This is a genomic window from Paenactinomyces guangxiensis, assembly GCF_016055185.1.
Classification (GTDB): Bacteria; Bacillota; Bacilli; order Thermoactinomycetales; family Thermoactinomycetaceae; genus Paenactinomyces; species Paenactinomyces guangxiensis.
Genome location: NZ_JAECVR010000014.1, coordinates 46339 through 65769, shown reverse-complemented (window position 1 = coordinate 65769; position 19431 = coordinate 46339). Strand labels below are relative to the sequence as shown.

Genomic DNA, 19431 nt, shown 5'->3' with positions numbered 1-19431 from the left:
AAGAAATAAAGGAGATAATTGGAGGAAAAAGGAGGAGAATGAAGAATACTTTTCATCCCAAACAAATTCTCCGCTAAAAGGCAGGGAGTAACATGTTTAAGAACTGGACTCCTCCTCATGAGGATCCCATGGGAATTAAGATCGATGGCAGCATTGCCGCGATTGAAAAAGTGAATATCGGCGGGATTGAGCAAGCGATTATGTTGCGCGGGAAAAGTACCGGTAATCCCCTTCTCCTTTTTTTGCACGGAGGGCCGGGAATAGCACAGATCGGATTCGCCAGGCATTACCAGAAAGAGCTGGAAAACCATTTTCTGGTTGTGAACTGGGATCAACGCGGGGCCGGCAAATCTTATTCCAAAAAAATCAGAAAAGCGTCGATGAATCTGGAACAATTTATTTCTGACACCTATGAGCTGATCTCAAAGCTGTTGGAACGGTTCGGGCAAAAGAAACTGTTTCTGGTCGGACATTCCTGGGGAAGTGTGATCGGCGCTTTCGTGGCACAGCGTTACCCCGAATTGATTCATGCTTATATCAGTAGCGGTCAGATGGTGCACCGGGAACAAAGTATGATGGTTTCGTATCATCTTCTTTTGTTTACGGCAATGAAAAAAGGGAAACAAAGTGCCCTGAAAGCACTCCGTAAAATAGGGTGCCCTCCTTATCAGAGCAGCAAAGACCTGAGCGCTTACTGGAAATGCCTGGCCCGATTGGGCGGTTCGATTCGCAACGGCAGCCTGATCAAAAAACTGTCCAGAGGGTTTCTCTCCTCCGAATACACAGCGGGTGACTGGCTCCGTTTCCGGCGGGGAATAAGATTTTCTCTCAAACATTTAAAGCTAGCGCTGATGAAGGTAAATTTGTTTGAGCAAGTTCCCGAGTTACAGGTTCCCGCCTACTTTTTTGTGGGCCGTTACGATTATCTGGCTCCCTCTGAGTTGCAGGAACAATATTATGAGTACCTGGACGCTCCGGTCAAAGATATCATCTGGTTTGAAAACTCTGCCCATGCCCCGCACCTGGAAGAGCCTCTCCCCTTTTTTATCAACTGTCTCCGTGTCAAGGAGGAAATTTTGACCCCCCGGCCTTCACAAAAAAGCCTGTTGTATGTGTAACCAAAAAAAGGCGTCTTCGGGCAAGCGCCTTGTTTTTTATTTTCCCCGGTGTTTGGCTTTCTTCTTCTGAATCGCGATTTCTCTTTTCTTTTGCACCAGCTTATTCTAAGGTTTTCAGCAATTCTGTAACCGCTGTTCGATACGAACTACTATAGGAGCTTCGTATTTTTCAGTATACTTTTTCTTGATAAATCGATTTCTTATATTTCAATTCTGTAATGATGCTTTCTAAGGTGTCTGTGTCCACTACAGAAAATAGGATATCTTTTATAATTCCATCTGGATTCTGTAACGCCGCTTCTAGATCGTTCCAACGAATACCGACGGTACTCAGCAGCATCAATAGGAGTTACATCTTCAGGGTGAAATGCTTCCCCTGTTGTTTCTTCCACCCAAAGTGCAAATTGTCTGAGCACACTTTCATAAGTGGAAATCGTTTTGGATTGTTTTCCCTTGCCTTTGAGATCAGATAAAAATGAGTTAAAAGTATCGTGCATAGAATTTCGCTCCTCAAAAATCGTTCTGCGATGAAAATAGATATGTATATTTTCAAGGTGATTCTCCCCATAATAATTTCATAATAAAATAATCATTTGATCATATGATCATTTCGTTTTATACTTTAATCAAATAATAATTTGATTATTGAAGTGAGGTGAGATTCAATGAGCGAAGAACGCTGTGAAATATATTGTTATGACGAAGAAAAGGTCAAGCGAGTGCAAACTTTATTGGAAACCGTAGAACCAATGGATACAGCACAACTGTTTAAAGCATTAGCCGATCCTACGCGCTTAAAAATTGCTTATGTTTTAATTCAAGAAGACGAACTTTGTGTCTGTGACGTAGCTAATATTATTAACTCCACATTGGCTACCGCTTCCCATCACTTGCGCTTACTCCGGAATATGGGCCTGGCGAAGTATCGGAAAGAGGGAAAACTCGTTTTTTATTCTCTGGATGATGATCATGTGAAGCAACTCGTCCAACTGGCATTTGCTCATAGTAAGGAGTTGACCACAAATGGAACAAGTGAAAGATAAAAAAGTGTTCCGCGTCCAAGGGTTTACCTGTGCCAGTTGCGCGGCTCAATTTGAAGAAAATATAAAAAAACTCCCTGGTGTAAAGGATGCCCAGGTAAACTTTGGAGCCTCTAAAATCACAGTATATGGGGAGCCTTCCATACAAGATCTGGAGAATGCCGGTGCATTTGAGAATCTGAAGATTTATCCGGAAAACCAGGAAATACGGATGGAAAGAGAGCCGTTTTGGAAGCGGCGAGAAACCATTCAAGTTGGCGTTTCTCTGGTATTTCTCCTTCTCGGTTGGTTTATGGGTGAATCTTATGAAGAAAAAAGTATTCCTTCTGTAATTTCCTATCTCCTTTCCATGTTGATTGGCGGATACGCTTTATTCCGAAAAGGATTACTTAATCTAACACGACTCCAATTTGATATGTATACCCTGATGACGATTGCCATTTTAGGTGCGGCGGCCATTGGTGAGTGGGGAGAAGGTGCAACGGTAGTCATTCTCTTTGCTATCAGTGAGGCATTGGAGACTTACTCAATGGATAAAGCCCGTCAATCCATTCGCGCTCTCATGGATATTGCCCCAAAACAGGCCCTGATCCGGCGTGGGGACGAAGAGATCATCGTTCCGGTCGATGAGATCCAGATCGGGGACATTATGATCGTGAAGCCAGGGCAAAAGCTGGCTATGGATGGAGTGGTGGTTAAAGGAAGCTCCTCGAATAATCAGGCTCCGATTACAGGTGAATCGATCCCGGTGGAAAAAAGCATTGACGATGAAGTGTATGCCGGGACATTAAACGAGGAAGGGCTGCTGGAAGTCAAAGTAACCAAAAGAGTAGAAGATACAACGATTTCCAAGATTATTCATTTGGTCGAAGAAGCTCAGGCAGAACGAGCACCTTCTCAAGCATTTGTTGATCGTTTCGCGAAAATTTATACCCCTGCCATTCTGATTGCGGGCTTCTTGATTGCCATGATTCCGCCGCTCTTATTCCAAGCGGATTGGGGCGATTGGATCTATCGTGGATTGGCTCTCCTCGTCGTTGGTTGTCCGTGCGCATTGGTTGTTTCAACACCAGTATCCATTGTGACGGCCATCGGAAATGCTGCACGAAATGGGGTTCTTGTCAAAGGCGGGATTCACTTAGAGGAAGCCGGAGCCCTTTCTACTATTGCCTTTGATAAAACAGGGACTTTAACACGCGGAGTTCCTGTGGTAACAGACTTTATTTCACTCATACCCAACAAAGAAAAAGAATTTTTAAGTATTGCGGTATCAATTGAGAAGAACTCGCAGCATCCGTTGGCTTCAGCTATTCTGCGAAAAGCAGAGGAAGAAGCGGTTTCAATCCAACAAGTAGAAGATTTCTCTTCACTCACAGGAAAAGGGGTACAAGCGAAGGTCAACGGTGTGCTTTATTACATTGGTAGTCCTGGCTTATTTGATGAACTATTACCAGACGGCATTCCAGATAAAACGAGGAAACAAATCCTTGATCTTCAACAACAAGGCAAAACCGTGATGGTGTTGGGAACCGAGATCGAAATGGCGGCTCTCATTGCCGTAGCGGATGAAGTAAGAGAAAGCAGTAAAGGAGTGATCCAGCGGTTGCATGAGCTAGGGATTAAGAAGACAGTTATGTTGACCGGGGATAACCGGGCCACTGCTGAAGCCATCGGCAAACAATTAGGAGTTGGAGAAGTTCAAGCAGAACTGTTGCCTCAAGACAAATTGGAGTTTATTAAGCAACTCCGGTCCGATGGTTCCAAAGTGGCGATGGTGGGAGATGGTGTGAACGATGCTCCGGCGTTGGCTGCTTCCACAGTTGGGATTGCGATGGGTGGAGCCGGAACGGATACGGCGCTCGAAACGGCGGATATTGCACTCATGGCAGACGATCTGAAAAAACTGCCATTTACCATCCGATTAAGCCGTCAAGCGTTACGGATTATTAAACAAAATATTACGTTCTCCTTAGCGATTAAAGCTTTGGCATTGTTACTCATCATACCAGGGTGGCTCACCCTATGGATGGCTGTCTTTGCCGATATGGGGGCGACACTCATCGTTACGTTGAATGGGTTGCGTCTGTTAAAAACGAGGGACGACATTGGATAACCGCTGGAATAAAGTAGTCTATAAGCTTTGGTCGCCCCTGTATGACTTGTTTTTTAATTCCGGTATTTTTTTGGTCGCTAGGAGAAAGGTATTTGAGAATATTGAATTTACGTCAGGTCAAAAAACTCTTTTGGTCGGAGCGGGAACAGGAGCAGACCTTTCGTTTCTTATCCATCATGATATGGATATTACCGCCATAGACTTGTCAGCGGATATGCTGAACAAAGCCAGGCAGAAATATCGTTCGTCCAACATCACTTTTTTGGAGATGGACGCGCAAAGCCTGGCTTTTCCCTCAAACTCTTTTGATACGGTCATTGCCAACCTCATTCTGTCGGTGGTTCCCGATCCGAATCGCTGTTTTGGGGAAATAATCCGTGTGACCCGTCAGGGTGGGCAAATCATCATATTCGATAAGTTTGTCCCATCAAATCAGAAGTTATCGATTTTCAAACGAATGATTCGGCCGATCGTGGCTGTGCTTGGGACTGACATTGGCCGACGGTTTGAAAACATAGTCATGCCTTATCGGAACAGCGTTTCGGTTGAAGCAGATTTACCTGTTCTATTTGACGGGATGTACAGAAAAATTCTACTTCGGAAAAAGGCCATGAACAATGAGTAATGTCTAAAGCAGTTTGTTCTCAGACTCGAAGGAGTTTTCATCATGGTACTTATTTGGTTTTTACTCGCTAGTATCGCTGAAATTGGTGGAGGATATCTCGTCTGGCTTTAGATACGAGAAGAACAGCCTTGGTATTTGGGAACTGTAGGAGGGTTCTCGCTATTTCTTTATGGAATCATCGCAACCTTTCAATCATTTCCTTCCTTCGGTCGTGTGTATGCGGCGTATGGAGGGATATTCATTTAAGGAGGCAAGGCAGATGACAGTAACTAAAGTTACTGGTGCGGCTTCCCACGAAGTGGACTGGCATGCCATCGAATGGCAAAAGGTCTACCGCAACGTGCGTCGGCTCCAAGCGCGTATCGTGAAGGCAACTCAGGAAGGCAGATGGGGCAAGGTAAAATCTTTGCAACGTCTGTTAACCCACTCATTCAGCGGTAAGGCACTTGCCGTCCGGCGAGTGACGGAAAACCAAGGCAAACGGACACCTGGCGTAGACAATGAAATATGGGAACACCTGCAAAGAAAGCAGAAGCAGTGAAATGTCTTCGGCAACGTGGTTACAAACCCAAACCGCTTCGACGGATATACATTCCGAAGAAAAATGGGAAGAAGCGTCCCCTCGGTATTCCGACGATGAGAGATCGCGCCATGCAGGCGCTCTATCTACTTACGTTGGAACCAATTGCCGAGACTACAGGAGATCCAAATTCATACGGTTTTAGGAGAGAAAGATCAACAGCCGACGCGATCCAACAGTGCTACATAGCACTTGCTAGAAAATCAAATGGCCAATGGATTCTAGAAGCAGATATACAATCCTGCTTCGACCAGATCAGCCACGAATGGTTATTGCGGAACATTCCTATGAATAAAAAGATTTTATATAAGTGGTTGAAATCTGGATACTTGAATCAACAGATATACCATCCCACGGAAGCTGGCACGCCGCAAGGCGGAATTATCTCTCCTGTGCTTGCAAACATGACACTGGATGGATTAGAGAAGCGACTAAGAGATAGGTTTCCTGTGACAAAGAGAGCAAAGGTAAATCTAATAAGATACGCTGATGACTTTGTCATCACCGGAAGCACAAGAGAAATCCTAGAAAATGAAGTAAAGCCACTTATCGAAGGATTCCTTAAAGAACGGGGACTGAGACTCTCACAAGAGAAAACACAAATCACTCACATCGAAGATGGGTTCGATTTTCTTGGTCAAAACGTGTGTAAATACAATGGGAAATTTCTCATCAAACCATCCAAGAAGAATGTTAAAGCATTCTTAGAAAAAGTCCGAGCGATCATTAAGGAAAACAAGACAACAAAAGCCGGGATACTCATTGGACTATTAAATCCGGTAATTCGTGGATGGACACAATACCATCAACATATTGCAAGCAAAAGCACATTCGCACGCATCGATCATGAAATGCTTCACTCCCTGCTAAGATGGGCAAAGCGCAGACATCCAAATAAACCAATGCAATGGATTAAAAAGAAATATTTTAAAACCATCGGTGGAAACCACTGGGTGTTCTTCGGTGAAGACAACAGAAAAGAAATGATACTGCTCCGCGCATCACGCTTTCCTATTCAACGGCATGTTAAGGTGAAAGCTGAAGCCAATCCTTTTGATCCGGTGTGGGAACTATACTTTGAGAAGCGTCTCGGCATTAAGATGGTGGACAACCTCAAAGGAAAACACCAACTTCTGCAACTTTGGAAAGAACAAAAGGGCATTTGCCCTGTTTGTAAACAAAAGATCACCAAACTTACGGGATGGCACAGCCATCACATTGTCTGGCGATCTCTAGGTGGTTCCGACTTGCAAGAGAACCGCGTTCTTCTGCATCCAAATTGTCACAGCCAAGTCCACAGCTTAGGATTAACCGTTGAAAAACCGCGTCCCTCACGGGGCGTTTGAAGAGGCTTGAGCCGTGTACGGGGAAACTCGTATGCACGGTTCTTAGGGGGGAACGGCTTCGAAAGGAGCCTGCCCTACCCGACATCCCATGTTGGGAATTATACTATTAAAAAACAACATGAAATAAGAGGGAGAATTAGTAAAGAAAAAGAGATAGTCTGCAATTATTAGAAATCGCGGCTACATCAGTCCCCTTCCTCTACCCTCAATCAGATAACATCCGACAGTCTTATTTGAGTAGAGCTGTTTTCTTGGAGAGCCAAATACCAATCCTAAATTGAAGAGCATCTTTAGTTTCCTCCTGTTTTACTGGTGACCCTCATTTAGATCGGTTTTTTGAACACATTTTAAGAGAATGAAATACTACTAATGCTCAGTGAAATACCTGCCTTTGACAACATAATAAATAGTTAGTAAATTCATTTCACTTTTTAAATAGAATAGAATGATATGCTTAAATTAGCAAACTGTATTTCAAGTAGAACCACATCATGCCTCGATTTCTTCGTTGACTAACAACAACACAGGAGTGGTCAAAGTGGGTGCAGATATTCATCTCTGTGTAGAAAAAATAAATAAATCTGGAGAATGGGAAGCAGTAAAAAGAGTTATTCAGGAAGAGGTAAATTATTATGAGAAGAAATTAAAAGAATCTGAGGGTAAAACATATGACTACAGAGCATACTATGAAGAACGGTTGAAAGAAGCAAAGGAAGGCTCTTTATTGGGCTTTTAATAATAGAAGCTACTCTGTGTTTGCTGTATTGGCCGATGTTAGAAATGAGGCTGGAATTGAGCCAATTGATTACCCAAGAGGTCTTCCAAGTGATGTAAGTTCCTTAATTAGAGAGGAGTATCAAACTTTTAAAGATGAATGTTGTGAAGGTGAAGTCCATAGTGCATCCTGGTTTACTCTAAAGGAACTATTGGAGTTTGAATGGGATAAAGAAGTCATTCACAAAGGGGTGGTGTGTGAAGATACTTACCGTGATTTAAGAGAATCCGGCTGCTTGATCCCTTCTTATTTCTATCGGTGGGTTGAAGGCGTCCATAATGATGTCCTTTTGTCAATGGATCAAATGAATGATATTTTGGACGGAAAAACCGAACGTAATCCAGAAGTAGAATATTCCGTTGAAATGACTTGGATGGAGTCTCATGCTAGCAAATGCTCTAATTTTATATACGCTATGAAAAAGTTAACAGAGCTATCTGATAGCGGTGATCTTAGTGATGTTCGAATCGTTTTTTGGTTTGATAATTAGCCGACATCCATAAAGAATGACTCAGGAATTGAAACCTGAGTCATTTTCTTTGCTTGGCCCAGAGGGTGCATTTTTGACATAACCTCTTCTATTTTATCTTTCCCAGGTGAATGATCATGCATGACGATCCATCATGGGTTCACCTCAATGAATCCGTTTCGGGAAAAACCGGTACTTCAAGCGTAAAGGTGGTTCCCTCCCCCAGTTCGCTTTCCACCCGGATCTTTCCCTCATGGATTTCGACAAATTCTTTGGCAATCGCCAGCCCGAGTCCGCTACCGCCGGACAAGCGATTGCGCGACCCCTCCACACGGTAAAAGCGCTGAAAAATATATGGCAGCTTTTCGGGGGGAATTCCGGGTCCGTTATCTCGGATTTTGATTTCAATCTTTCCTGCATACTCTTGAGCAGAGATTAAAACCTTCCCGTTTCGGGGCGTGTATTGAAGAGCGTTTCCGATCAAATTGAGCAAAACCTGCTTCATGCGGGAAGAATCCCAGTACACTTCACCATTGGCTGTTTGTGTTATTTCCAGTGCAATTTGCTTCTCTTCAGCTTCTGTTTTCAGCACTTCAAATATTTCATTCAACCATAAAGGGAGCTGAAGCCAGCTTTTATGTAAGCTGAGTTTCCGTGCTTCTGCCAGGCTTAACTGTTGCAAATCCTGAATCAGCCTTGACATGCGCATGGTTTCGTCTACCAGCGGCAGCAGCTGTGCCGGATGTACTTGCTCTTTCGCAGAAAAAGATTCCAGCTGCCCGCGCAAGATGGTGATCGGTGTCCGCAGTTCATGGGCGGCATCCGCAATAAGTTGATTTCTAAATTGCTCCTCTCTGGTAAGACGGGATTCTAAACGGCTGATCAATCGGGCCAGTCTCCCGATCTCATCGTCATCGGGGTTCTCTTTTTCTTCTTCAGCTGAAGGAACCATCTGTTCCGCCATTTGTATCAAGGCGGATAATCGTCTCTTTTGCTCCCGTTCCACCCAAAAAATGAGTCCCAGGCCAAATAGCAACAGCAGCAGAAGCAGCGACCACCATATGAAAGGAAAGCCTCCCTCTATAACGGATAATCTCCAGTTTTCACCCAATAGAAACGCCAATCCCATTCCCGGGAGCAAAGCCAGAGATAAGATAAGAGACGGACTTCGCCGGATTCGCTTCACGATGCATCCCCCAGTGTATAGCCCACGCCAAACACGGTGCGAATCCCTGCAAACAGGGGACAAGCGGCTTTCATTTTCTTGCGCAGGTTGTGGATATGTGTGTCAATGGAGCGTTCATAGCCGATGTATTCCTCACCAAGGGCAATTTCAAGCAATTGTGAACGGCTGTAGACCCGTCCGGGGTGGGCGGCGAGCGTGCTTAATATTTTAAATTCGGTGTGGGTACAAACCACCTCATTTCCTTGCAGCCACACCTTATATTGCGCCGGATCGACGATTAAATCCTTATATACGATTCGTTCCTCGTCCGCCGCCCCGTTCACCGACGAAACCGGAAACCTCCGCAACACAACCCGGATTCGCGTGACCAGTTCCCTCATGGAAAAGGGTTTGGTAATATAATCATCAGCCCCCAGCTCCAGGCCGAGCAATTTATCATACTCATCCGATTTTGCGGTTAAAAATATGATCGGAACATCGGAAAAGGAGCGGATCTGCTTGCATACTTCCAATCCGCTTATACCCGGCATCATCCAGTCAAGCAGAACCAGATGAATCTTCTCCCCGCTCTTTAAACGGTGAATGGCGTTTTCTCCGTTCAGCTCCGGAAGCGGTTCGAAATCTTCTTGCGCCAGTGTATCGCAAATGGTGGAAACAATTTTTTCTTCGTCATCTACAATCAGGATTCGTTTTTTCATTGCATCCCCTCCCTTTCACCAGCAAATAAAATGAAAAAACGGGGAGAAAACAAGTTTCTTTTCTCCCTTAATCACAGCAAATCAACTTACATACCGGGTCGCTTCCACCGGAGACAGTTGGAATGTCTGGCGTGCAGGAATGGAAGAACAAATCAGAGTGAACAGCAATGCTCCCACAAAGTACATCAGTATTTTTCCATACGGAAAGATCACGGTAATTGTATCAGGAGTACCCTCACTAAAAACAGCGTTGATGATTAACAATCCCACAAAACACCCCAGACCAACCCCTAAAAGGATTCCTGTAATGGCAATGACTGCCCCCTCGATCAGGATACTCCAGAATATAAACCCTTTTCCCATTCCAATTGCTCTCATCATTCCCATCTGCTGGCGCCGTTCACGAACCGCGCGAAACATTACCACCATTAGACCCACGATCCCAACCACCGTAGCCAGTGCACTGAATCCTTCCAGTAAAGAGAGGATCGTACGGCTGAAAGATTGATTGGCAACAAAATATTGCTGTGGATTTTGCAGAGGATAAATTCCCTGCAAAGTGAACGCTTTCTCGATCGACTTGGCAACCTGCCCCAGTTGTTTCGGGTTTTTTACCTGTATCAAAAGAGTACTTTCCAATTGACGCGAATCTCCGGCTAATGTCTTCATTTCACTCTGTTTAATCCATATGGAAGAAAAATTATAAAATCCATAGCTTTCTTTTTGGTGCCGGGAAATACCGATAATTTTTTTCTCCACTCCCGGTTGCAGGGGAAAGAATTCTCCAATTTGATACCTCTTCCCGTCGACTTCCTCTTCCCCCAATACCATCACATCCGGGTTGCGCGCAACTTCTTTCCAAACGGCCCGGTCATCGCTAAAAGCAGGGTCTCTTTTTTGCAGCTGCAAGCTGTTATTTTGCGCAAAGCTGGCATCGATTCCATTCACATACCGGTCATTATAGTCTTTAAAAGGAAGTTGGACAACCGTGGCAAGAGACTGAATCTGATTGTGGTCTATATAAGCGGACCGGTAAATCATCTGCTCCAACTCGGCAGTTGACAGGACCCGGTTTGTGCGGGCGGTCAGATCATATCCTCCGGTAGCAGTCCTTCCATCCCAACCGCCAAAAACAGCACCGAACGTTGCATTGATAATTCCCGAAAAGCCTGTCAAAAACAACACCATGGTAAACATAAACAGGAGCAATCCCGTCCGTTTCTTATTCAACTCCGGGTAGCGAAAAGCAACTCCCAGCACCCCGTACATTCGGGGCATAAAGGCAAAAAACTTTTGAATTCCCAAGTAGATAAAAGGCAGGCACAGAATGGCAAAAGCGATAGATGTAGCGATCGCCGCAATCCCTAATCCTACATTAACAAAAGTGGTTATTCCTTGATACTGGGCCAGCCACTTTTGAAACCAATACTGGGGCGTAATGGTAACAAGCGCTGTAAAAAGAAGTCCCGTAAGAAGTGCCGCCAGGCTCCTGAAACCTGTTTGTTTTCTCTTCTGTCCGGCTTCTTGTTTTTCACTATCCCGTTCGTTCAACAATTCAACGATCGCAACTTTTGCCACTCTCCGGGCAACCCATTCCATACACAGGCAGATGAGCAAAATGCCAATCGTAAGCCCTGCGAGTAAAGAGATTGCATCGATATAAAAGTGGTACGTGACCACAACCTGGGTTGAGTACTGAGACGAGAGGTTAAATATATCCGCTAAACGCCAGAAAACCGCATAAGCCAAGCCCGCCCCTGCCGCAACGCCAACAAGGCTTGACCCGATGGCATATAACATTCCTTCCAAACGTAAAATCCGCGCCAAATCCTGACGGTTCATTCCCACTGCCCGCAAGATGCCAAGTTCTTGTTTCCTCTCATCAGCAATCATTTTAAAGATATTGAGCACCAGTGCGACCCCGATAATAATTGCATTTAAACTGGCAATCAGAAAAAATGGGGTAAACTTTAAAATTCCGTCCAGCTCATATTTCACGTCATTGCGCACATAAGACTGTTTCCAGCCGTCAAAGGGGAGGTTAGAGGAAGACAGGACGTTGGTATATCCCTCTTTCATCCCCAGCAGAGACCGGGCTGTGTTCAATGACAACAGAGCAGTAGCCGTTCCCCTTTTCTCCCCGCGATAACCGGTTAATCCCTGCTCTGCAACTACTTTTTTCACAGTGAGTGTAAGGGGGTTTTGCTTGGGCAGAACCAGTTGGACCTCATCCCCCTCTTTTACTTCCAGATGCACAGCGGCCCGTTTGGACAAAATAATCTCATCCCCATCCAAGCTTTTGGGAATTGATTTTACCGCTTTGGCATCAAACTGTTTCGCATCTTTAAAATCAAAAGCGTGGATATAGACATGCGGTTGAATGATCAGTGGCTTTCCACTGTCATTTAACTTTGCTAAGTTCCCGTAGAAACCCACTGTCGGAACAAATTCAGCCGGGCCGGAGGCAGAATCCGCATCAGCCTGCAGCCTTGGCAGGTCCTCCCTCACAAAATAGGGATGTTCCAGCTTGGGTTGTCCCGCTGACGGTATGTCACTATAGATGTTGCCATACTGCTCTTCAAAAAAGAGATCCATACTGTGAACGATGGAAGTTTGCAGTAATAAAGCGGAAGTGATTAAAGATGTTCCAACCATCGAACCGATGATGGTCAGGAAAGTTGTCGTTTTATGCAAACGTATATTCCTGAAAGCCATTTTCCACAAGTGAGGATGACGCCAAGCCGTCAAAAAAGAGTAAAGGATCAGGAGCAACGAAATTGAACCCAGCAAGATGGATAACATGCTCATTCGTTGCTCCCCCTCATGCAGACAGGTGAATTTACCTTCCGCCGTGTGTCCCGTTCCTGCACGATCCGGCCGCTGTCCATATAAATAATCCGATCCGCCCGTTCAGCCACAGCAGGATCATGAGTAACAATGACAACCGTTGTCTCGTCCACGCGATTAAAATGTTCAAATAAATCCAGGATCATTTTGCTTGTTTCCCGGTCCAGGGCACCAGTCGGTTCATCTGCCCAAATCACACCGGGTTGATTGACCATCGCTCTTGCCAGGGCGACCCGTTGTGCCTGTCCCCCTGACATTTCACCCGGCCGGTGATGGCAGCGTTCTCTTAAGCCGACCCGTGTTAAAACTTCCTCTGCGCGCTCTCGTGCCGTTTTTGCCCGAACTCCCTGTGACAGAAGGGGCAGTTCCACATTTTCCACTGCCGACAAAACAGGGATAAGATTATACAATTGAAAAACAAAGCCCATTTTTTCAGCGCGGTAACGGTCTTTCTCTTTTTCTTTCATCTGGTGGATATTTTGCCCCTCTATTTCCACCGTCCCTTTGCTGATGTGGTCAATCCCGGATAAGCAGTTTAAAAGGCTGGTTTTTCCACAACCGGACGGCCCCATGACCGCCAGGATTTCACCTTTGTGAATGGTTAATGAAACGCCCCGCAAAGCTTCAACTCTGTTTTCCCCCTGTCCAAATACTTTCCATATTCCTTTGGCATGAATCATTTCTTATATTCACCTCTGCTCTTTGTCTCTTATGCTTAAGAAATATCTTAAAGAGGTGATCTCCATATCATTTCAACAACTTATCAAGATCTTGTTAACAGAACGACATGATTTAAAGGGGCAATGAAAACAAAAAATCCAAATCCTGAGGAACTCTCATGACTTGGATCAAAAGCGGAATCATATTTAAAGTTAAAAGCCCCAAATGGCCCGAAAAGTATTGGTTGTCTCACCCTGAGGAAAGATTTGAAATAACAGAAGGTAAACAATCAGGCCTGTGGCAGCAGTAACAAACCAGACTCTGGCGGTCCATGGACCTACTTTTTTATGTTTATCAAATCGTTTTTTGGCAGCGAAGTATAACGTAATGACAGCAAGCACCGGGGCGATGATGGTCAGGATAATGTGAAAAACCAGAAAAGCGGTGTAATAAGGGCGAAAAGATTCCGGTCCGCCAAAATCAGTATTGCCAATAAAAATGGTACGGGCCATATATAAGATAAAGAATAGCGCTGCAAAAGCCACTGACGCGATCATCAGACGGCGATGTGCATCTACTTTGCCCCGCCGAATCATCCTCCAGCCAATGGCCATGCAGATCGCGCTGGTAACCGTACACGACGTACTCATCAGAGCGACTGTACTACCCTCCATATTCTTTTTCACCTTTCCGTTTTTAAATGCAGAGCCCTCTAACCAATGGATGGCAGAGGGCTCCTGACTTTACATAAGAATAATTCCAACCGCAGAAACCACAGCGATCAAGATCCCCGTCATAATGAAGAACGTATAGAAAGAAGATCCTTTCTGATCCAGGTGCATAAAGGTAAAAAGCTGCAAAAACACCTGGATCGCCGCAAATACGAGGATAAGCGGCAAGATCATATTTTCAGCAACGACATCCGTGATAACGAGATAAAAAGCTGCTGCGGTTAAAGCAATCATGAGGGCGAATGAAATGATATGTTTCATGATCCCCCCGGATTTCTGAGACGCTGGTTGATTGGCGGTAGATTGTTTTTGACCGGCCACTGCTTAACCCACCTTTCCCAGAAGATATACAAGCGAGAAGATAAATACCCAGACGACGTCGATAAAGTGCCAATACAAGCTGGAGACGAACAGTTTAGGCGCTGTCTCGGTGTTGATGCCTCGTCTTGCGGCCTGGAGCATCAGGGTTGAGATCCAGACAATCCCGAAGGTAACGTGGGCCCCGTGGGTTCCAACCAGTGCATAGAAGGATGAACCAAATGCACTGCTCATAAAAGTATGCCCTTCATGAACATAATGGATAAACTCATATATTTCCAGAACCAGGAAGGCTAAACCGAGCAATACGGTAACCCCTAACCAGAATTGCATTGCACCCTTTTTAAGCTGGTTCATCGCGTGCATGGCGAGCACGCTTGTCAAGCTGCTGGTAAGAAGAATCACCGTCGCCACGGCAACCAGTCTGAGATCAAACAGCTCTTGCCCGGTCGGGCCGCCCATCGTTTGGTTGCGCAAAGCCAAAAAGGTACCAAACAAACAGGCAAATAAAACCGTCTCTGCTCCCAGGAAGAGCCAGAAGCCCAGCACTTTGTTTTTCCCATCAAGCGTTGCCGTTTCCAGATGGCCAGGCATATTGGAACTCGTATCCACGTTTGTATGTGCCGCCATTATGCCTTAACCCCCTTATGTGCATCTTCAATTTGTTCCGGTTCAATGTGATATCCATGATCCTGTTCAAACGAACGCATGAACATGGAAATGATGACGACAACCAGACCGAGAATCCCGACTAGATAGTTGTCGCGGGCGATAAACCCGAAACCTGCGATAAAGAAACCGACTGACATCAGAATCGGAATGTATGAGGGTGACGGCATATGAATTGAACCCAGCGGTTCGGCAGGCGTCATTCCTTTGTTTCCGGCCTGTTTCTCCAGCCAGAATGCATCTAAACCACGTACACGAGGTAACTGTGCGAAGTTGTACTCCGGCGGAGGTGAAGCGATCGCCCATTCAAGCGTGCGTCCATTCCAGGGGTCGGCAGGTGCCGGTACACCCTTTTTATGTGTTTTGTAGATGTTGTAGATAAATGCCAGTGTACCCGCTGTCATTCCCACAACTCCAATGGTGCTGATCAGGTTGATTGTATCCAGTCCTACATTGGCCTGATAGGTAAATACACGGCGCGGCATTCCCCACAAGCCCAGGAAGTGTTGCGGGAAGAAAGTCAGGTGGAAGCCGATGATAAATGTCCAGAAATGGAATTTGCCCCACTTTTCATCCAGTATTTTACCGAACATTTTCGGCCACCAGTAGTAAGCGCCAGCAAACATCCCCATTACGGTACCACCGACAAGTACATAGTGGAAGTGCGCCACAACGAAGTAGGTATCCTGATACTGGAAGTCAGCCGGCGGCAAGGCAAGCATAACCCCGGTCATACCTCCCATCACAAAGGTAGGGATAAAGCCGACGGCAAACAACATCGCCGTTTTGAAACGGATTTCCCCGCCCCACATTGTGAAGAGCCAGTTAAAGACCTTAATACCGGTCGGTACCGCAATCGTCATAGTCGCAATCGCAAACACCGAGTTAGCAACAGGACCCAATCCTACGGTAAACATATGGTGAACCCACACCATAAACCCTAAGAAACCGATCAATACGGTGGCGAAAACCATCGAAGTATAACCAAACAAACGTTTTTTGGAGAAGGTGCTGATCACTTCTGACATGACACCAAACGCCGGCAAAATAACGATGTATACTTCCGGGTGACCGAAGATCCAGAATAAGTGTTCCCAGATCACCGTACTTCCACCCATCGTGTAATCGAAGAAGTTTGCCCCGAACAGACGGTCAAACATGAGAAGCAAAAGCGCTACCGTTAAGGCCGGAAATGCGAACAAAATCAGAGCAGATGTAACAAATGATGTCCAGGTAAAGAGGGGCATTCTCAAGAAAGTCATGCCGGGAGCGCGCAAGTTAATGATCGTGACCAAAAAGTTTAAACCACCAATTAATGTACCAATCCCGGAAATCTGCAGACCCAGGACATAGTAGTCAATTCCGGGGCCCGGACTGTACTGATTCAATGCCAGCGACGTATAGGAAGTCCATCCGGCGTCCGGCGCTCCTCCGAAAATCCAGCTGAGGTTCAGTAACACTCCACCGGCAGTGAACAACCAGAATCCCAATGCGTTCACAAACGGGAAGGCAACGTCGCGCGCTCCGATTTGCAGCGGAACAACGGCGTTCATCAAACCAAAGATCATCGGCATCGCGGCCAGGAAAATCATCGTTGTTCCGTGCATCGTAAGCAGTTCGTTAAAGGTATCGCCAACGAACAGATCGTTACCCGGAACGGCCAATTGCAAACGCATAAAGATCGCCTCAAGTCCGCCGACAAGGAAGAAAAAGAATCCAGACATGAAATAGAGAATACCGATCTTTTTATGGTCCACCGTGGTGAGCCAGTCCCATACCTTGCTCTTTTTTACCCGGGTCAGGAAGTCTTTATTATACCCCCCGGTAAAGATCGCTGCCAGGAACAAGGCAAAGACGATTAGTATTATAAGCGTCCCCAAGGTGATCCCTCCTTCTTTAGTCTTTCAATCGTAAGCTAAGTTGAGTATGTTATTTCCTGCTCATCAGGTAATCCATCAGAGCGTCTAACTCTTTATCTTCTAAGTAATCAATTTTGGGCATTTTGGCGCCCGGTTTAACGGCCTCCGGATTTTTCAGCCATTGTTTTAAGCTTTCTTTATTATGCGGGAGAATACCGGCAATGGTATCGCGGGTACCAAACTTCGATAAATCCGGTCCCAGGATTTTGGCATTTGCACCTGCGTGGCAACCGATACAGTTTTGCCTGAAAATCTCTTCGCCCTCTTTTTGGGCACTTGTAGTTATCGGCTGCGGTGGATTCTTCATCTGGGCCACCCATTTATCAAAGTCATCCTCCGTTTGTGCGACCACCTTAAAGTCCATCAGAGCATGTCCTGCCCCGCACAGTTCTGCGCATTTCCCCTGATATGGACCGGGCTTCTTCGCATCTAACCACATCGTGTTGGTCCGGCCGGGAATAACGTCCGTCTTACCTCCAAGTGCCGGGACCCAGAAGGAGTGCAGTACATCTCTCCCCTCAATTTCCAGATGAACTTTTGTGTTCACAGGGATGTACAATTCTTGCGCTGTTTTGATCCCTAATTCCGGATACTCAAACTCCCACCAGTACTGATGCCCTGTCACTTTTACCTCAAGGGTATCCGGACCCGGTTTTGTATCAGACAGTTGAAATGTGTATTTCACAGTGGGGACAGCCAGAATTGCCAGTAAGATAATCGGAATAACAGTCCAGGCAAGCTCAAGCCAATTATTCCCGTGCACTTGTTCCGGCATGATGTCTTTGCCTTTACGCTTTCTGAAGCGAATGAGGACATACACAAAAATCGTGATTACAACTGTAAAGACGCCAAGCATCATAATGAAGCTCCACTTGATCAAATCAAGCTGGATCTCCCCGGCAGTTCCTTTCGGTTGAAGGGCGTCCATGCTGGGATGACCGCTACAGCCTGAAAGGGCAAAAACCGCTAGTGCGAATACAAGCATGGCCCGCCACATACGTTGTCGAGTCACCTAGATCAAACCTCACTTTCTGTTGCATCGATCCGGCCGGACTCAAGAAACCCAGCCGGATCCTATATATTTACAGTGCGAAAGTAAAATCTATTTTAAACTCTTGCAAGCACTGTTTCCGGGATGATTAGAATTGAAGCGCCTCGGTAATTGCCACATCAATAATCATAGCAAGAAGAATCACAGTCAGGTAGATCAGGGAATAAAAGAACATCTGTCTCGCCCACCGGTCATCTTCTTTGGTATTGAATCCTTTGATAGCAAGAGCGATGTAAACTCCACCCAGAATCAGAGCAATCACCAGGTAGAACCAACCGACAGCTCCTGTATAAAAGAGCAAGTACGATGAAGGCAGAAGCAACAGCGTAAAAATCAGGGTTTGTTTCTTGGTTTCTTTAAAACCTTTCACGATTGGTAACATTGGAATACCAGCCGCCCTGTAATCATCTGCTTTCATCATGGCAAGAGCGAAAAAGTGGGGAGGCTGCCACATAAAGAGAATCAGGAAAAGAGCCCAGGCAGTCAGGTCCAGCGAGCCGGTGCCGGCAACCCAGCCGATCATCGGCGGTACGGAACCGCAGATCCCGCCAATCACTGTATTTAAGGTACTTGTTCTTTTTAACCACATTGTGTATATGAAAACATAGACGAAAAAGCCAATAAATCCGAGAAATGCAGAAAGCGGATTAACTCCTGCTGTGAGAACAATAATCCCCAATGTTGTGAGAAAAATTCCATACCACAAGGCAACGGATGGCTTAATTCTTCCGTCCGGCACCGGTCTGCTTCGAGTCCGTTCCATCAGAGGATCAATGTCACGGTCGTAGAAGTTATTCAGGGTACAGCTGCCGGCGATCGTCAATCCTGATCCTAACATCGCGAATAACAAAGTCACAAAATCAAAAGAAGTAAAGCCTGTTGCGAGCCAGTAGCCGGCAAAGGTGGCAAACAGGTTGCTTTTATTAATACCCGGTTTCGTGATCTCTATATAATCACGCCATGTGGTCTTATTTTCCCCTGTAAACGATTCGATAGCGATGTTCTGATCTGCCGCGGTTTGCTGGGATACGGATCGATCCACCATACAAACCTCCTTTCCAAAGAACCAGGAGTAAACAAACTCAAAGCTAAACCGTTTTCACTCTCCTGAAAAATACATATGTTTTCCCGCTCTCCACAAAGGATGCGTAAAAATTGGTTAAAACATACAAAAAATGTAATATCACAGGTAGGATTACCTATGATTTTACATTTCCATTTCTCAAATATTGGGAATGAGAAATGTCAACTGCCGCGCCTTTTACCAAAATCATTTTAGATGATCG

At 45.5% G+C, this 19431-nt stretch carries 19 protein-coding genes and 1 pseudogene; 9 read left to right on the top strand and 11 right to left on the bottom strand.

Annotation, left to right across the window (positions count from 1 at the left end; genetic code table 11):
- The first annotated feature begins 92 nt into the window (after window positions 1-92).
- Window positions 93-1118 carry an alpha/beta fold hydrolase gene (locus tag I8U27_RS13490; protein ID WP_181752882.1) on the top strand — a complete coding sequence of 342 codons (1026 nt, stop codon included), beginning with the start codon at window positions 93-95 and terminating at the stop codon, window positions 1116-1118.
- A 200-nt stretch (window positions 1119-1318) separates the two neighbouring features.
- On the opposite strand, the gene I8U27_RS13485 is transcribed toward I8U27_RS13490, so the two are convergent.
- Window positions 1319-1615, bottom strand: coding sequence for a hypothetical protein (locus I8U27_RS13485; RefSeq protein ID WP_181752884.1), 297 nt, complete (start codon window positions 1613-1615; stop codon window positions 1319-1321).
- A 168-nt stretch (window positions 1616-1783) separates the two neighbouring features.
- On the opposite strand from I8U27_RS13485, the gene I8U27_RS13480 reads away from it, so the two are divergent.
- The 8 genes and pseudogenes from I8U27_RS13480 to I8U27_RS13445 all read left to right on the top strand — a co-directional run bounded on the left by I8U27_RS13480 (window position 1784) and on the right by I8U27_RS13445 (window position 8087).
- Window positions 1784-2161, top strand: a complete 378-nt coding sequence (locus I8U27_RS13480; protein WP_181752887.1) for an ArsR/SmtB family transcription factor — start codon at window positions 1784-1786, stop codon at window positions 2159-2161.
- On the top strand, window positions 2142-4271 hold the full coding sequence (locus I8U27_RS13475; protein ID WP_181752889.1) for a heavy metal translocating P-type ATPase: 2130 nt from the start codon (window positions 2142-2144) through the stop codon (window positions 4269-4271). The genes I8U27_RS13480 and I8U27_RS13475 overlap by 20 nt, the downstream gene beginning before the upstream one ends.
- A complete protein-coding gene (locus I8U27_RS13470) occupies window positions 4264-4896 on the top strand; it encodes a class I SAM-dependent methyltransferase (RefSeq protein WP_181752892.1) in 633 nt (210 codons plus the stop codon). Before I8U27_RS13475 ends, I8U27_RS13470 begins: the two co-directional genes overlap by 8 nt.
- A 42-nt stretch (window positions 4897-4938) precedes the next feature.
- Window positions 4939-5139 (top strand): annotated as a pseudogene (locus I8U27_RS13465) (YnfA family protein); the annotation flags it as partial.
- Window positions 5140-5155: 16 nt separating this feature from the next.
- Window positions 5156-5437: a reverse transcriptase N-terminal domain-containing protein gene (locus I8U27_RS21500; RefSeq protein ID WP_198065881.1), complete on the top strand. Its 282-nt coding sequence runs from the start codon at window positions 5156-5158 to the stop codon at window positions 5435-5437.
- The gene (ltrA, locus tag I8U27_RS13455) at window positions 5404-6822 is read left to right on the top strand and encodes a group II intron reverse transcriptase/maturase (protein ID WP_198065880.1); all 1419 of its coding nucleotides are present in this window, start codon (window positions 5404-5406) and stop codon (window positions 6820-6822) included. Before I8U27_RS21500 ends, ltrA begins: the two co-directional genes overlap by 34 nt.
- Before the next feature lie 538 nt (window positions 6823-7360).
- Window positions 7361-7558 (top strand): hypothetical protein, encoded by a 198-nt coding sequence (locus I8U27_RS13450; RefSeq protein WP_181752894.1) that lies wholly within the window; start codon window positions 7361-7363, stop codon window positions 7556-7558.
- A gap of 16 nt (window positions 7559-7574) precedes the next feature.
- On the top strand, window positions 7575-8087 hold the full coding sequence (locus tag I8U27_RS13445) for a hypothetical protein (protein WP_181752896.1): 513 nt from the start codon (window positions 7575-7577) through the stop codon (window positions 8085-8087).
- Window positions 8088-8226: 139 nt separating this feature from the next.
- Here the strand turns inward: I8U27_RS13445 and I8U27_RS13440 are convergent, their stop codons facing one another.
- The 10 genes from I8U27_RS13440 to cyoE form a co-directional block, all read right to left on the bottom strand.
- The gene (locus tag I8U27_RS13440; RefSeq protein WP_181752899.1) at window positions 8227-9252 is read right to left on the bottom strand and encodes a sensor histidine kinase; all 1026 of its coding nucleotides are present in this window, start codon (window positions 9250-9252) and stop codon (window positions 8227-8229) included.
- Complete coding sequence (locus I8U27_RS13435) at window positions 9249-9950, bottom strand: response regulator transcription factor (RefSeq protein WP_181752902.1); 702 nt, start codon at window positions 9948-9950, stop codon at window positions 9249-9251. Before I8U27_RS13435 ends, I8U27_RS13440 begins: the two co-directional genes overlap by 4 nt.
- Window positions 9951-10031: 81 nt before the next feature.
- On the bottom strand, window positions 10032-12758 hold the full coding sequence (locus tag I8U27_RS13430; RefSeq protein WP_181752904.1) for an ABC transporter permease: 2727 nt from the start codon (window positions 12756-12758) through the stop codon (window positions 10032-10034).
- Complete coding sequence (locus I8U27_RS13425; RefSeq protein WP_181752906.1) at window positions 12755-13477, bottom strand: ABC transporter ATP-binding protein; 723 nt, start codon at window positions 13475-13477, stop codon at window positions 12755-12757. Before I8U27_RS13425 ends, I8U27_RS13430 begins: the two co-directional genes overlap by 4 nt.
- A gap of 192 nt (window positions 13478-13669) precedes the next feature.
- Window positions 13670-14131: a DUF420 domain-containing protein gene (locus I8U27_RS13420; protein ID WP_181752908.1), complete on the bottom strand. Its 462-nt coding sequence runs from the start codon at window positions 14129-14131 to the stop codon at window positions 13670-13672.
- Window positions 14132-14200: 69 nt separating this feature from the next.
- Window positions 14201-14509 carry a cytochrome C oxidase subunit IV family protein gene (locus tag I8U27_RS13415; RefSeq protein ID WP_181752910.1) on the bottom strand — a complete coding sequence of 103 codons (309 nt, stop codon included), beginning with the start codon at window positions 14507-14509 and terminating at the stop codon, window positions 14201-14203.
- Window positions 14510-14512: 3 nt separating this feature from the next.
- The gene (locus tag I8U27_RS13410; RefSeq protein ID WP_181752913.1) at window positions 14513-15136 is read right to left on the bottom strand and encodes a cytochrome (ubi)quinol oxidase subunit III; all 624 of its coding nucleotides are present in this window, start codon (window positions 15134-15136) and stop codon (window positions 14513-14515) included.
- Window positions 15136-16899: a cytochrome c oxidase subunit I gene (ctaD, locus tag I8U27_RS13405; RefSeq protein ID WP_374057936.1), complete on the bottom strand. Its 1764-nt coding sequence runs from the start codon at window positions 16897-16899 to the stop codon at window positions 15136-15138. Before ctaD ends, I8U27_RS13410 begins: the two co-directional genes overlap by 1 nt.
- A 205-nt stretch (window positions 16900-17104) precedes the next feature.
- On the bottom strand, window positions 17105-18106 hold the full coding sequence (gene coxB, locus I8U27_RS13400) for a cytochrome c oxidase subunit II (protein WP_309506157.1): 1002 nt from the start codon (window positions 18104-18106) through the stop codon (window positions 17105-17107).
- A 127-nt stretch (window positions 18107-18233) separates the two neighbouring features.
- Window positions 18234-19190 (bottom strand): heme o synthase, encoded by a 957-nt coding sequence (gene cyoE / locus I8U27_RS13395; RefSeq protein ID WP_181752917.1) that lies wholly within the window; start codon window positions 19188-19190, stop codon window positions 18234-18236.
- Between the last annotated feature and the right edge of the window lie 241 nt (window positions 19191-19431).